The sequence below is a fragment of the Pseudomonas sp. NFPP25 genome (assembly GCF_900116505.1).
GTDB lineage: Bacteria > Pseudomonadota > Gammaproteobacteria > Pseudomonadales > Pseudomonadaceae > Aquipseudomonas > Aquipseudomonas protegens.
Genome location: NZ_FPBG01000001.1, coordinates 774,125 through 788,840 on the forward strand (window position 1 = coordinate 774,125; position 14,716 = coordinate 788,840).

11 protein-coding genes are annotated in these 14,716 nt (G+C 66.9%); 4 read left to right on the forward strand and 7 right to left on the reverse strand.

The window, feature by feature from the left end; genetic code table 11:
* Positions 1-2 precede the first annotated feature (2 nt).
* On the reverse strand, positions 3-1,016 hold the full coding sequence (locus BM382_RS03315; protein ID WP_015635635.1) for an iron ABC transporter substrate-binding protein: 1,014 nt from the start codon (positions 1,014-1,016) through the stop codon (positions 3-5).
* Between the two features lie 301 nt (positions 1,017-1,317).
* Between BM382_RS03315 and BM382_RS03320 the strand changes: the two genes are divergently transcribed.
* Positions 1,318-1,773 (forward strand): glucosaminidase domain-containing protein, encoded by a 456-nt coding sequence (locus BM382_RS03320; protein WP_015635634.1) that lies wholly within the window; start codon positions 1,318-1,320, stop codon positions 1,771-1,773.
* On the forward strand, positions 1,767-2,237 hold the full coding sequence (locus BM382_RS03325; RefSeq protein ID WP_011061324.1) for a hypothetical protein: 471 nt from the start codon (positions 1,767-1,769) through the stop codon (positions 2,235-2,237). Before BM382_RS03320 ends, BM382_RS03325 begins: the two co-directional genes overlap by 7 nt.
* Before the next feature lie 44 nt (positions 2,238-2,281).
* Here the strand turns inward: BM382_RS03325 and BM382_RS03330 are convergent, their stop codons facing one another.
* The 4 genes from BM382_RS03330 to BM382_RS03345 all read right to left on the reverse strand — a co-directional run bounded on the left by BM382_RS03330 (position 2,282) and on the right by BM382_RS03345 (position 6,770).
* Positions 2,282-3,772, reverse strand: a complete 1,491-nt coding sequence (locus BM382_RS03330) for an aldehyde dehydrogenase family protein (protein WP_072441816.1) — start codon at positions 3,770-3,772, stop codon at positions 2,282-2,284.
* 137 nt (positions 3,773-3,909) lie between these two features.
* Positions 3,910-4,419 carry a sn-glycerol-3-phosphate transporter gene (locus BM382_RS03335; RefSeq protein WP_227454061.1) on the reverse strand — a complete coding sequence of 170 codons (510 nt, stop codon included), beginning with the start codon at positions 4,417-4,419 and terminating at the stop codon, positions 3,910-3,912.
* 102 nt (positions 4,420-4,521) lie between these two features.
* Positions 4,522-5,994, reverse strand: coding sequence for an alpha/beta hydrolase (locus BM382_RS03340; RefSeq protein WP_239690383.1), 1,473 nt, complete (start codon positions 5,992-5,994; stop codon positions 4,522-4,524).
* Positions 5,994-6,770, reverse strand: a complete 777-nt coding sequence (locus BM382_RS03345; protein WP_072441818.1) for a helix-turn-helix transcriptional regulator — start codon at positions 6,768-6,770, stop codon at positions 5,994-5,996. The genes BM382_RS03340 and BM382_RS03345 overlap by 1 nt, the downstream gene beginning before the upstream one ends.
* Positions 6,771-6,878: 108 nt before the next feature.
* Here BM382_RS03345 and BM382_RS03350 point away from each other — a divergent pair, with 108 nt between their 5' ends.
* Both BM382_RS03350 and BM382_RS03355 read left to right on the forward strand, forming a co-directional pair.
* A complete protein-coding gene (locus tag BM382_RS03350) occupies positions 6,879-8,294 on the forward strand; it encodes an MFS transporter (RefSeq protein ID WP_011061319.1) in 1,416 nt (471 codons plus the stop codon).
* Positions 8,295-8,342: 48 nt separating this feature from the next.
* Positions 8,343-9,659: a DUF6687 family protein gene (locus BM382_RS03355; protein ID WP_072441820.1), complete on the forward strand. Its 1,317-nt coding sequence runs from the start codon at positions 8,343-8,345 to the stop codon at positions 9,657-9,659.
* 33 nt (positions 9,660-9,692) lie between these two features.
* Here the strand turns inward: BM382_RS03355 and BM382_RS03360 are convergent, their stop codons facing one another.
* Both BM382_RS03360 and BM382_RS03365 read right to left on the reverse strand, forming a co-directional pair.
* Positions 9,693-12,965 (reverse strand): acetyl-CoA carboxylase family protein, encoded by a 3,273-nt coding sequence (locus BM382_RS03360; protein WP_072441822.1) that lies wholly within the window; start codon positions 12,963-12,965, stop codon positions 9,693-9,695.
* A 31-nt stretch (positions 12,966-12,996) separates the two neighbouring features.
* Positions 12,997-14,688, reverse strand: coding sequence for an AMP-binding protein (locus tag BM382_RS03365; protein WP_072441824.1), 1,692 nt, complete (start codon positions 14,686-14,688; stop codon positions 12,997-12,999).
* Positions 14,689-14,716: the final 28 nt, after the last annotated feature.

Genomic DNA, 14,716 nt, shown 5'->3' on the forward strand with positions numbered 1-14,716 from the left:
GTTTACAGGAGGCCGGCCTGGGTCATCAGGTCCACGGCTTTCTTGCTGTTGAGCCTGGCGGCGTCAACCTTGGGCGCGTCCAGCTCGGCCAGGGGCACCAGCTTGGGATTGGACTGCGCGCCCAGGCCCACCGCGTATTCGAACGACTTGCCGCTGCCGAGCACTGCCTGGCCCTTGGCGCTGGTGATCCACTTGAGGAAAGCCTGGGCCTGCTCCTGGTGCTTGCTGGAAGCCAGAACCGCACCGCCGGAAAGGCTGACAAACGCCCCTGGATCCTGGTGCTTGAAGTAGTGCAGGGCGGTGTTCTTGCTGTTTTCCCCCGTCTTGGCCTGGTCGACGAAGCTGTAGTAGTGATAGATCACACCACTGTCCACCTGACCGGCGTTGACCGCCTTGAGCACCGCGCTGTTGCCCCGGTAGAGGCTGGCATTGCTCTTCATCCCCTTGAGCCATTCCAGGGTGGCGGCTTCGCCCTTGAGTTCCAGCACCGCGCTGACAATGGCCTGGAAGTCGGCTCCGGCAGGGGATGCGGCCCAGCGGCCTTTCCAGGCTGGGTTCGCCAGGTCGAGCAGGGACTTGGGCAGGTCGGCCTGCTGCAGCTTGGCCGGGTTGTAGACGAACACCGTGGAGCGCGCGGCGATGCCCACCCAGTTGCCGTGGGTTGGACGATAGGCAGCGGCCACTTGCTCCAGGGTGGTCGGAGCCACTTTGGCGAACAGCCCGGCGTTGTCCACCAGGGCCATGGCCGGTGAGTTCTCGGTGAGGAACACGTCCGCCGGCGAAGCCTGGCCTTCCTGCACCAGCTGGTTGCCCATTTCGCTGTCATCACCGTTACGCAGGGTGACCTTGATCCCGGTGTCCCGGGTGAAGCCTTCGACCCAGGCCTTGGTCAGGCCTTCGTGCTGGGCGTTGTACACCAGCAGGCCGTCGGCATCGGCCGCATAGGCATGGCCGGCAGTCAGCAAGGCACCGACCAGCAGGCCGGCTTTCAAGCGTGAGGGGATACGTGGGGTCATGGAGAAGGTAGCTCCTGCGGTGGTTTTTGGATGCATCAAGCCGGAAGAATCGAGCCGTCGGGCAGCTCGAACAATAGGAATCATTTGCAAATGAAAACTGCGCGCAATGTAGAGCGGCAAACAAGAAAAAATCGTCAAATTTATGGTGAATTCCCGTGATGCCCGGAGGTTCTCGCGGTAGCCGGTCACGCGTCTGCCTTGAGGCTGTGACGCACTCGACAGCGTGGGCCCCGGGTTGCTTTATAATCACGCGGCGAAAACCGCAGTAAATGGAATTGACCGGTCAACCGAGGGAACAAACGTGAGCGCCAGACTCTGCAACAACATCAGTGCCGTGACCTTTGTCAGCAAGTACAAGGCGGTGTGCCAGCCGATTGCCGACCAGCTGGACCTGCCGGTGGAAAACCTGCTGGGCCTGGCCGCCCAGGAAAGCCAGTACGGCACCGGGCGCATTGCCCGGGAACTGAACAACTACTTTTCCATGCACGCACCGGCCCCCCTGCAGATCGGCGCCGAGGCGCCCCTGGGCAACGCCAGCATCAAGGTGGCCAAGTTCGACTCCTTCCAGAAGTCCGCCCAGTCCTTTGCTTCGAGCTTTGGCACGGCAGTACGTGGCCAGCGTGACCCCATGGCATTCGCCCAGGCGCTGGTACGCAGCGGCTACAACACCGGCAACGCCAAGACCGGCGGCCGGGATGGCTTCGCCCGCTACCTGGCGGACATCATCATCGCGGTCAGAGGGCGCATGGCGTGCTGAAACTAAAGAGCCCTTCCTGGGTGCTTGGCCTGTCCCTGGCCTGCACCACACTGGTGGCCTGCGCCACCGATAGCCTGCAGCCGGCGCGGATCAAGGACAGCGGCCTGACCCGCGAACAGGCGGAGCAGGTCCTGCGGGTGGCCCTCAAGCACCAGGACTATCAGTTGCAGCGCCCCGGGGTGTTCATCGACGGCGACCTGCAGGACGAAAACGGCAAGCCGCCCCATCCCGGGTACTACGACTTCAGCCTCGGCTACAACGATCCCAAGGCCGGGGCCACCGAGTACTGGGGCCTGTTCTCGGTCAGCCTGAACACGGGCGATACCTGGGAAATCAACAGCTGCAAGCGCCTTGATGGCGCCGAGCTGCGAGCCTTGCAGCGGCGGGTGATGGCCCGCACCGGCAAGAGCCTGGCGGATGAAAAAAGCCAGCGCGAGGGCCTGGGCTGCGAAGACCAACAATAAGCCTAGGAGCACCGTCGCCGCGTGCTCTTCCAACCTCTGGCTCATCACTCGGGCAGCCCTGCGGCAAAGGCTTGCACCGGCGCCTGCTGCATGGCCGGGGCCGCTGCAGCACCGAGCAATAGGCGCTTGGGCCGCCGGAAAGCATCCAGGGCCCTGGGAGACAGGTCGCCGGCCAATTGCGACAGGGTCCAATGGTGCTCGCTGTCGGGGTGGTTCGGCACGGGCGGCGGGTTGATCCGCACCCGGGCGCTCAGCAAGCGTTGGGCCAACTGCACCGCGTGCGCCGGATCTTTGCTGAACAGGGTCACCTCAAAGCTTGCCGGGCAATCGTTGGCCAGTTGCGCGGCTGCGCCAAGGTCACTCACCCGTCGGATGACCGCCACCGGGCCCAGGCACTCTTCCTGGGTGATGACCATGTCGTCGTCGATCTCGGTGAGGATCACCGGCGGTTGCAGGCTGCCGGGCAGCGGGTTTTCGAGTGCCTGTTCTCCGGCCAGCAGTGCGGCGCCCTTGGCCAGGGCGTCACGCACCAGCCGCCGGACTTTGTGCCGTGCGGCCTGGCTGATCAGCGGCCGCACCGCGCTGCTGGAGTCGTGGCCCGGGTGGCGGGTGTGCTCGATGAAGTGCCGGACGAACAGGTCATGGACCTGCGCCTCGACGAAAAAATGCTGGATCGACAGGCAACTCTGGCCACCGCGGCTGAAGGCGGCGCGAGCTCCGTAGGCGGCGGCGAGCGCGACGTCGGCGTCCTGGGCAACGATCATCGCGCCGCGGCCGGTGCTCTCGATCGCACAGGGCTTGAGCAGTTCGGCGCAGGTCACCGCCACCGCGCTGGCAGCGCCGACACTGCCGGTGAAGGCCACGGCATGGGTGCCGCTGGACTGCAGCAGCCATTGTGCGGTGGCGGCGTCCCCGGGAATGCACGAGACCAGCCCCGCCGGCAGGCCAGCGAAGTGCTGCATGAAGGCCAGGGTGGACAGGCTGGCGTTCTGCGCCGGCTTGACCAGGCAACTGTTACCGGCCGCCAGGGCTGCGGCCAACGTGCGCCCCAGCAGGGCAATGCCCAGGGCGAACGGCAGGATATGCACGCTGACGCCGTAGGGCTCGTACCGTAGCCGGCACTGCGCTGCACCGCTCGGGCTCGGGGCCGGGACATCGCCATCGGCCAGTGCCCCGTAATAGCGGAACACGGCTGCGCAGTGATCCAGCTCGGCCCGGGCTTCGGCCACGCAAAGCGCCAGTTCCCGAGTCATCTGCCGGATGATCTGCCGGTTCAGTTCGCTGTCGGCGGCCATGCTGTCCGCCAGTTGCAGCAACAGCGCCTGACGCTGATCCGTATCCAGCAGGCGCCACAGGGTGTGGGCAACGTTGGCCGCCGCCACCGCGGTGTGCACATCGTCCTTGGTACAGCTGGGGTTGAGCCCGATGGGCTCGCGGGTGTCCGGGTTGAACACCTGGTGCGGGGCATCGCCGGAAGCCGGCAGGTACAGCGGGTTGATATAGAACTGCGGGTTCCAGGGTTGAAAACCGTGCATTGGAAGATCCCTTTCCAAGTGTGCCGGGACTGGCAACGATGGCAACGCCGGGCCACCGCGGCGCGGTGGTCATTCAGCGGGGAGTCTAGGAAGGGGAGTGCAGAGGCGTCTTGTACGATTGTGCGAGGGCCGGGTGCTCAGAGGCGGTAGCCGACGTTGACCATCACCGCCGCGGCCCCCAGCACCACCAGCTCTGCGCCCACCGGGCCGTAATGGGTGCCGATGGCCGGGATCAGCACTGGCGCCACGCCAAAGTGGTTCAGCGGGATCTTGTCCTTGTAGTCGCCCTTGTAGCCCTGGATCAGGCCGCCACTGAGCTTGGCATAAACCGGCCAGTCGGCATTTTCCCAGGCCTTGCCGACATAGGCGTAGTAGGAACGCTGGGAGAAGGAGTTGCGAAAGGTGCTCACGCCCCACAGTTCACCGTCGGCGTAGTTGCGCTCCAGGCCGATCAGGTCCTGGTGGTTGTTGTGGTCGGGGTCGTTGCTCCAGTGGTTGGTGTACACGCTGGTCTGTACGTACCAGAAGTCCTGTTGCTGGTCGGCCTGGGCGCTGGCGGCCGCGCCCAGCAACAGCAGGGCCGCAGCGGCGGCTTTCAGGGTGCGGTGCTTGGGCGTTGGCAGGCGCAGGGCCGGAGATTGAAGCATGGAGATCATGGTCTTTCCCTGCCATGGCGGCAGTTGCGCCCCCTCGGAAATCAAGGAGGGTAGGGGGCGGCGAAACTACCACTTGGGTATTCACGGGATCAATCAATGAACTGTTGCTTTATCTATCTGCGCCTCGATGCGCTGGATCAGGTAGGGGTAGAACGGGTTCGCGCTCAGGCGCATCAGCTCATCCATGGGCACCACCAGCACACCCCGTTCGCCACGGGCGGCAATGGTGCCCAGGTGCACGCCAAAATCCTCATCGGGGCTGGGCTGGGCGCCGTACAGGCCGTCATCGATGGGGAAGGGCAATGCCACATGGGACAGGGAAAACACCCCCGGCGGGTAGGCCAAGCCAAGGGGCCGCCGGCTGCTGTCCGGGCTCAGGGCGGGGGTGCTCACTTCTTCCAGTGTCGCGCTGCCCGTGCCTTCGTTGCTGAGGATGCGGGTGGTGTAGTTGCGTGGCGCGGGCGGTAGCAGGCTGGCCAGGGAGGTGACGCTGGCCGGGTCCAGCAGCCCTTCGAAATCGCGCTCGCGGTTGAGGTCGAAGATCACCAGTTCACTGCCGTTGGCCGGCAGTTGCCGGTACAGCCCACTGACCAGGGCCGGGGTGCTGACGGTGGCGTCGGTCAACGACTGGAAGCTGAGGATAGGTGGCAATCGGGCCAGCCGTGGATCGCCCACCAGGGCCAGCAGCTGCTTTTGCAGGGTGTCGGTCAGCAGCCAGGACTGGCGCGCGGCATTGGCTGGAAACGAGTTGTACTTGAACGGGTTGTATTCGGGCCGCAGGTTGAGCCACGCCGCCTTGCTGAAGGCCGGGAACACCGCAGGCAAGGCGGCCAGCCCGGCAAAACGGGCGGACGAGGCGACGCCGATCATCGGGGAAATCAGTACCAGGCGCTGGGCCTGGGGCAACTGCGGGTCGCTCAAGGCATCCAGGGTGTACTTGACTGCCAGTGCGGCGCCGTTGGAGTAGCCCACCAGGTGCAGCGGAGCCGGCGCCGGCACTTCGGCCCGGGCGGTACGCAGGGCCAGGCGGGTGGCGGCCAGCCAGTCCTGCCACTGGGCATCGGTCAGCCCCGCCGGCACCGTGCCATGGCCGGGCAGGCGCAAGCCGATGGCCAGGTAGCCGTGCTCGACGTAGCGCTGGGCGACATGCCGCAGGCTGTAGGGCGAATCGGTCAGGCCGTGCAGCAGCACCACCACGCCCCGGGGCGTACCCGCCGGGCGCAACAGGTAGGAACGGTTCCAGTTCGTGGCAAAGCGTGGCGGGTAGGCCCGGCTGTCCTGGCGGTAGCGGTTGAAGGGCGGTACCTGCCCGGGGTCCAGGCGCTCGCTGACCTGCTGCCGGACCTCGGTGAATACCCGGTCCTCGGCCTGCAGCCAGGCGCCCCAGTCGGCGTGGTCCAACTGCTCCACGCTCAGTTCATGGGGCACCTTCAGGTGCCAGGGCTGCAGCGCCGGGCCGCGCTCGCTGTCGTAAGCCCGCCAGGCCAGCAGGGTCAGGGTGGCGACGCCGAGGATCAGCGCGCCCTGTTTGAGCAGGCGGGACAGGACTGGCAGGGGCACGGGCATCAACTCACTGGGGTGGCACGGATGCGATAGACGCAGCGTCGATCGCCGGTAATCAGGTGTTCCACGCGCTGTACCTGGCCCAACTCGCCGATGGCGGCCTGGAACACTTGCAACTCGGAACGGCAGAAGCCCTGGCACTGCTGGGCCGCGACGCAGATCGGGCAATGGCTCTCGATCAGCAGCCAGGCATCGCCGTCGGCTTCGACACTGGCCATGTAGCCGGCCACTTCACGGATCTGCGCCAGGGCCCGGACCCGCTGCTCCAGGGTCGGCAACGGCGCGCAGACGCTGAGGTACTCGGCGCTGTTGGCCCGCTCCATATCGCTGACGATGCGCTCCACGCCGTCGGCGCCATACACCGCGCGGATCGAATCGATCAACTGCAGGGTCAGGTTGGCGTGGGTGTCGGGAAAGCGCGCCTGGGCCAGCTCGGTGAGCACCCATTTCTGTGAGGGCCGCCCGGCGCCCTGGGCCGGCATCAGTTGGCCGACGATCAGTTCGCTGTCCACCAGCTTCTGCAATTGCTGGCGCGCGGCTTCCTGGGACACCTTGAGCAGCGGCGCCAGATCGGCGGTTTTCAACGGGCCGCGGGTTTTCAGCAGAAACAGGATCCGCTCGGCGGTAGCCCCGGGGCTTTTCTTATCGGTGGAGGGGGAAATCAAAGACATCTGGGCCATTAACCAATGCACAGGTGGGGTATCAGGAGCGTCCATGACGCCGGCAACCACGCAAGCATAACAGGCTCGGGCGCAGGGGCTCGCAGCTTGTCGATCCATTGCCTGCTGCTGGGGGGAATTGCCGGAACGGCTGGAAAAAACAATTATCAAAGTATTTGCTTGTGTATTACATTCGCCCAACAGCGAACAACACACATGGAGAACGGCATGGCATCGACAAGCGGATGGTCGGCACTGTTACTGGGCAAGAACGGGCTGCGTTCTGCGGCCCTGGCTGGTGGCGTGGCCCTGCATGCAATCAACGTCTACCTGGTAACCACCCTGTTGCCTTCGGTGGTCAAGGACATTGGCGGCCTGGACTACTACGCCTGGAACACCACCTTGTTCGTGGTGGCCTCGATCATCGGCTCGGTGCTCTCCACCCGGGCCCTGGCGCTCCTGGGGCCCAAAGCCGCGTACGGCCTGGCGGGCCTGGTGTTCATGCTCGGTTGCAGCCTGTGCGCCCTGGCGGCGGACATGGGCGGGCTGATCCTCGGGCGCAGCGTCCAGGGGCTGGGGGGCGGCCTGCTGTTCGCGTTGCCCTACGCCATGATCCGCCTGGTGTTCGACGAGCCGCTGTGGCCCCGGGCGATGGCGTTGATTTCCGCCATGTGGGGCGCAGCGACCCTGATCGGCCCGGCGGTCGGCGGAATTTTCGCCGAACATGGGGCCTGGCGCGCGGCGTTCTGGGTGCTGCTGCCCTGCACCTTGCTGTTCATGCTGCTGGCCGTTGCACTGTTGCCGGGCAAGAGTCGGGAAAGCGCGCCCCGTAGCCCGATTCCCGCCCTGCAACTGCTGTTGCTGACCGCCGTGGTACTGGCCATTTCCATCGGCAGCATCACCCCATCGCCGCTGTACAACGCCCTGGGGCTGGGAGCCGGGCTGGTTCTGCTGGTGCCGGTATTCGCTCTGGAGAACCGCGACGGCGCGCGCTTGTTGCCGCGCAATAGCCTGAAGGCCGGGAGTGCCTTGCTGGCGCTGTACATTTCCATGGCCCTGCTGGTGGTGGGCATGACCAGCGAGGTCTTCGTACCGTTGTTTCTGCAGGTGCTGCATCAGCAGACGCCGTTGCTGGCAGGTTATATCGCCGCGCTGATGGCCGCCGGCTGGACCCTGGGGGCGATCTTCAGCTCAGGCCTTGGCCCGCGGGGCGCGGCCCGGGCGATTGCCATCGGACCGTTCCTGGTGGTGGCCGGGCTGCTCCTGGCCTGCCTGTTCATGCCTGCCACCGCCACCCCGGCCCTGAGCCTGGGGGCGGTGTGCCTGGCCATGCTGCTGGTGGGCGTCGGTATCGGCCTGGCCTGGCCGCACCTGCTGTCCCGGGTTCTGGAACAGGCCCCGCAGGATCAGAAGGAACTGGCCGGCGCCTCGATTACCACGGTGCAACTGGTGGCCACTGCCCTGGGGGCGGCGCTGGCGGGAATGATCGTCAACCTGGCAGGCCTGACCTCCACGGGCGGGACTGCTGGCGCGGCCCAGGCTGCGGCCTGGCTGTTCGGCCTGTACGCCGGGCTGTCGGCGCTGCTGTTTGTCTCGGTGCGCCAGGTACGGCGCAACGGTTCACCGCACCTGGCCCAAGCCTGAACCCTGTCGGGCGTGCGCCTGGCGTCATTGACCTGTAAGGAAACCACGATGAACAGCCTTGCCACTGATGCGCCGCAACCGGCCTTGATCCTCGATCCGGGGCTGGCCCCGCACTTGCACCACCTGCAGCTCAGGCAGTTGGGAGGAAGGGTGATCGGCATTGCCGACAACCGCTTCACTGACTTGCTCAGCGTTGTCGGCGGGCCCGGCTGCGCGGTGCGCAACGGCAACCCCTGGGACCTGCGCCGGGAGAATATCTGCCAGCTCGGCTATCGCCTGGGCGGGCAGGGCGAATTGAGCCGTGCAACCGCGCCTGCGCCGGCGGCGCTCCCATGGCCGGTGGCAACGCCGGCCCCGCCCCTGGAGCTGGATTTGCCAGCCCTGCGCCTGGGCCGGCAAAGCCGCTATGGCTTCCTGCCCCTTGGCCAGAGCACACACCGCGAGAACATCTCCCTGGATTCCATCGATACCCCGGCGACCCTGTTGACCCTGTCCCATTGGCCGGCGAACAAGACGCCTGTCGAGCACAAGGCCAATCTCTCCACCACCAGTGCCCTGGGCTTTCTCCAGCAGGGGTTGACGGTGGACCGGGCGCAGGTGATCACCAGCGATCATTTCGACCTCGACGGGCTGGCCTCGGTGTATGCCTTCCTGGCGCCGGAGCATGCCCTGGGGCACCGCCAGTTGCTGATCGACATTGCCCGCCTCGGTGATTTCTCCCGGGGCACTTCGGCCCAGGCCCTGCACTGCGCCTTTGCCCTGCATGCCCTGGCGGCCCGGGTGCGCGTCGACCCACAGGCCAGCAACGACCGGCAATTGCTGACACGCTTCGCCGCGCTGCTGCCGCAGATGGCCGATGTACTCGACAACACCCGGCGCTATGCGCCCCTGTATGCTCCGGCCATGCTCGCGCTGCAACGCAGCGAGGCGCTGCTGGCCGATCCGGGCACGGTGATCGAGGAGTACCCGGCCATTGATCTGGCGGTGTTTGTCCTGCCCGAGCAGGGCTGGGACGGTTTGGGCGAGTATTGCGGCCTGTCGCCGGTGGCGGTGCACAACCGCAGCCGTTGCGGGGTGCTGGCCATGGTCCGTCAGGGGCGGGTGGAGATTCGCCAGCGCTACGAGAGCTGGGTCGAGCGCATCAGCGGCATTGCCCGGCCCCGGCGCGACCTGGCGATCTTCGCCCGGGCCCTGCAGGAAGCCGAACGCACCCCGGGGCAATGGCACTACGACGGCGTGCAGGAAATCATGCCGGCCCTGAGGTTTGTCGCCAGCCGGCCCAGCAGCCACGCCAGCAGCACCCTGCTGGCCGAACTGCGCCAGTTCCTCGAACAAGCCCCTGTCGCCTGGGATGCCAACGCCTGAGCTGCGGCCCGCTCCTACGATGGAGGGGCAGGGCTACCAGGTATCGACAAAACCCTGGGCGCGCTCGGCCCAGGGCACCGGGCGCGGTGCGGCCTGCAGGCCACGCAGCAGCCACGCTCGGCTTTCCAGGGGGTCGATCACCGCGTCGATCTCCAGGTAGCTGGCCATGTTCAGCGCCTTGCCCCGGGCGTAGGCCTTGGCCACCAGTTTGTCGAACAGCGCCTGTTGCGACTGCGGGTCGGGCTGGGCCGCCAGTTCCTTGGAGAAGCCCAGGCGCACCGCACCTTCCAGGCCCATGGCGCCGAACTCGGCGCTGGGCCAGGCGACGGTGAACAACGGGCTGTGAAAACTGCCCGCCCCCATGGCCTGCGCGCCCAGGCCATAGCCCTTGCGCAGCACCAGGGTGAAGAACGGCACCGTGAGGCTGGCGGCACTGACAAACATCCGTGACACATGGCGCACCGTGGCCTGCTGCTCCGATTCCGGCCCTACCATGAACCCCGGGGTGTCGCACAGGGACACCAGCGGCAGGCCGAAGGCTTCGCACAGGCGCATGAAACGTGCGGCCTTGTCCCCGGCCGCGGCGTCGATGGCGCCGCCCAGCACCGCCGGATTGTTGGCCAGCAGGCCAAAGGCCCGGCCTTCGACGCGGATCAGCGCGGTAATCAGCCCCGGGGCGAATTGCCGGCGCAACTCCAGCACGCTGTCGCGGTCGGCCAGGGTCTCGATGACCCGGCGGATGTCGTAGACCCGCAGGCGGTTTTCCGGAATCAAATGCCGCAGCTCACGCTGGTCGGCGCAGTGCCAGTCCTTGAGCGGCCCCTGGAAATAGCTCAGGTACTGCTTGGCCACCTGCACGGCCTCGGCTTCGTCGGCCACCAGCACGTCGATCACTCCGTTGGGGCCTTGTACCGACACCGGGCCCACCTGTTCCGGGGTGAAGCTGCCCAGGCCGCCGCCTTCGATCATCGCCGGGCCGGCCATGCCGATGCTGGCGTTCCGGGTGGCGATGATCAGGTTGCAGCAGCCGAGCAGGGCGGCATTGCCGGCGAAGCAGCGCCCCGAGGCGATGCCCACCGTGGGCACCCAGCCGGACAGCCGAGCCATGGCGGCGAAGGTATGGCAATCCAGGCCGGCGACCCCGACAAAGTCGCTGTCGCCGGGCCGGCCACCGCCGCCTTCGGCAAACAGCACCACCGGCAGCCGCCATTCCTGGGCCAGGCTCAGCAGGCGGTCGGTCTTCTTGTGGTTCATCACCCCCTGGGTGCCGGCGAACACCGTGTAGTCGTAGGCCAGGGCCAGGCAACGGGCGTCCTGGCCGTCGAACAGCCCGGCATTCACCGTACCTATGCCTCCCACCAGCCCATCCGCCGGGCTCAGGGCCTGCAACTCCTCGACGCTGCGCCGACGCCTTTGGGCGGCCAGGGCCATGGCGCCGTACTCCATGAAACTGCCCGGGTCCAGCAGGTGCTCGAGGTTCTCCCGGGCGGTGCGCTGGCCGTTGCGGCGACGCTTGGCCACCGCCTCCGGACGCTGGGCATCCTCCAGCAAGGCATGGCGTTCGCGGACTTCGGCCAGGTCGGCGCGAATCAGTGCCAGGTCCAGTTGCTCTTCGCTGCGCTGGCCCTGGTCGGCAAACTCCGCCGGCTCCAGAAACAGCAGGGGCTGGCCTTCGCCCAGTGCCTCGCCAACCTGGACGGCCAAGGCCCGGACGATACCGCTGCTCTGCGCCTTGACCTCGAACTCCATCTTCATCGCTTCCAGCACCGCAACCCGCTGGCCAATCCGCAACTCATCACCCACGGCCACTTCCAGGCTCACCAGCACCCCGGTGCTCGGGGCGTTCAGCGCCGCCGTGCCCGGGGGCGCCTGGACATCGCTGCGAGTGCTCTGCGCAGTGGCGGCCTGCCGGGCAAAGAACATCGGCCGGTGTTGCCCGGCGCAATCTTGCAGCAACTGGGCCCAATGGGCTTCGACGAACCTGGTGTCCACCTGATAGTCCAGCACCGCCGGCTGGCGCAACAGGTTCAACAACAGCCCCAGGTTGCTCGGCACGCCCTCCAGGCGAAACTCGCAAAGCCCACGATAGGCCCGGCCCAGGGCCGCGGGAAAATCCGTACCCTGGGCGATCAGCTTGGCCAGCAGCGAGTCATAGCCGGGGTTCACCGGGTAACCGGCATAGCCGTAGCCGTCAACCCGCAGCCCGGGCCCGCTGGGGGCTTCATAGGCACTGAGGGTGCCGGCCACCGGCCCCATGCCGCCATCGGCCAGGGGCTGTTCCAGGTTGATCCGCGCCTGCACGGCAAAGCCTTGGGGCTCTGGTGGCCGGCTCAGGCCCAGGCTGGCCAGGGAGGCGCCCGCGCCAAGGCGCAGTTGGGTGTGCAGCAGGTCGACGCCGGTGATGGCCTCGGTCACCGTGTGCTCCACCTGGATCCTTGGGTTGGCCTCCATGAAATAGAAGCGCCCCGGGTGTTCCTGGTCGAGAAGGAATTCGAAGGTACCAATGCCCTGGTAACGCACTCGCGCGGCCAGGGCCAGGGCGGCGTCGATCAACTGCTGGCGCAACTGCGGGGCAAGGTCCGGGCTGGGGGCGATTTCCACCAGCTTCTGGTGTCGGCGCTGCAGGCTGCAATCGCGCTCCCACAAGTGGCTGACCGCGCCGCTGCCGTCTCCCAGCACCTGGATCTCGATGTGCCGCGCCCGCTGCAGCAGTTGTTCGACATACAGCGCGCCATTGCCGAAGGCCGCCTGGGCTTCGGACTGGCAACGGATGAATGCCTGCTGCAGTTGCCCGGCCTCGGTGACCGCGCGCATGCCCCGGCCACCGCCACCGGCCAGGGCCTTGAGCATCACCGCGCCATGGCGTTCGAGAAAGGCTGCGGCCTGTTCCAGGCTGACTGCTCGGTTGATGCCCTCCAGCAAGGGCACCCCACAATCTTCGGCCAGGGCACGGGCCGCGGCCTTGTCGCCAAACAGTTGCAGCACCTCGGGGCCGGGGCCGATCAGGGTCAGCCCGGCTTCCAGGCAGCCCCGGGCAAAGTCGGGGTTTTCCGCGAGAAAGCCGTAGCCCGGGTGAATCGCCTGGCAGCCCTGTTGCAGGGCCAGGGCGATCAGTTGCTGGCGGTCGAGGTAGGCCGCCACCCCGCGGCCCTTGAGGGGCAGGGCCAGATCGGCCTTGCGCGTGTGCAGGCTGGCGGCGTCGTCCTCGGCGAATACCGCGACGCTGCGAACGCCCAGGTCGGCGCAGGCCCGGGCAATACGGATGGCGATCTCGCCGCGATTGGCGATCAACAGACTCTGGAACATGGCAATTCTCGCAATGCTGAAAAGGAAGGGCTCAGAGCTGTTGTTCCAGCTCGTTCTTCTTGACCTTGCCGGTGGCGGTCATGGGCAGGCTGGCCACCAGGCGGATCTGCGGCACCTTGTAGGCGGCCATCACCTCCTGGCACCAGGCTGCCAGGGCATGCGGGTCTTGGGGCGCATCGGGCTTGAGCACAACGAAGGCCACCGGCTGCTGGCCCCGACGTTCATCGGCGCGGCCGATCACTGCGCTGGCCAGCACCTGCGGGTGCTGGCCGAACAGCGCCTCCAGCTCGCTGGGAAACACGCTCATGCCATTGACCTTGAGCATTTCCTTGCGCCGGCCCAGGTAGCGGATAAACCCTTGTCCGGTGATCTGCCCCAGGTCACCGGTGTGCAGCCAGCCGTCGCGCAGGGCCGCCGCGGACGCCTCCGGGCGCTGCCAGTAACCCTGCAGCAGGGAAGGGCTGCGCACGCACAACTCGCCCTCGGAGCCCAGGGGCAGCAGGGCGCCGCTGTCGAAGTCGCAGACCTTGAACTCGGTGCCCGGCACCGGCAGGCCAACGAAGGTTGGCGCGCTTTTGAGGTCGAAGTCGTCGGTCTGCAGGCCGGCGGTAAAGGTGTCGCAGGTGTGGGTTTCGGTCATGCCGAAGCTGAACTCGAACAGGGTGCAGCCGGTTTGCGCGCGCCAGCGCTGGCGATAGTCCGGGGTGAGCTTCTTGACGAAGGAGATGCAGCCGGTGGCCTTCAGGGAGCTCAGGTCGTAGTCGGCGACGCTTGGGTGCTCCAGCACTTCGGCGGCGCTGTCCACCAGCAGCCCGCAATGGCTGACCCAGTAGTGCGCCACCGCCGCCATGAAACCCAGGGCGTCCCAGCGCGCCAGCAGCACCAGGCGGCAGCCGGCGTAGATGGGAAACAGCAGGCCGGCGTTTTCCCCGGCGATCCAGAACTCGGGAAGGAAATTGAGCAGCACGCTGTCCTGCCTCAGGCCCAAGGCCACCGGCACGAAGCTGGCGCAGGTGTAGAGCATGTCGCCGTGGCTATGAATGCAGCCCTTGGGCATGCCGGTGGTGCCACCGGTGTAGTTCAGTGCGGCCATATCGCCCAGGGCAGGACGGTGGGCCGGGGTGGCGGCGCGACAGGCCTCCAGGGCGGGGAAAAAGTCGATCACCCCCGGGGCCAGGCGCTTGGGCGCCCGCAGCAGGTCCGGCAGGGGAATGCTTGGGGTGGCCGGGCACAACTCGCTGAGGCTGGTGGCCAGGATCGCGCTCAACTCGCAGGCGTCGCTGACCGCCTGCACCACATCCAGCAGTTGGTCGAAGCACAGGATCACCCGGGCGCCGCTGTCCTTGAGCTGATACTCCAGCTCCAGGGTGCGCGCCAGGGGGCTGACCGGCGCGTACACGGCGCCGCACTTGAGAATGCCCCAGAAGCCGATATGCAATTGCGGGCAGTTGGGCAGGTACACCGCCACCCGGTCACCGGGGCCGATTCCCAGCTCGCCGAGCAAGGCGGCGCACCGGTCGGACAGCCGGTCCAGCTCGGCAAAGCTCAACTGATAGCCATAGAAGTCCAGGGCCACGGCACTGGCTTGCGACTGCGCCCAGGCCCGCAGGTATTCGGTAAGGGGCTGCTGGCCCAGGGGGTACTGCGGGGTACGCGGCGCGCCTTCGGGCCAGGCGGCCTGCTGCAGGGCGTGAAGGTGCTGCTGATAGGCCGCAAGGTCCATGGTGCCTCCTGAATTGTTGTTATCGGCA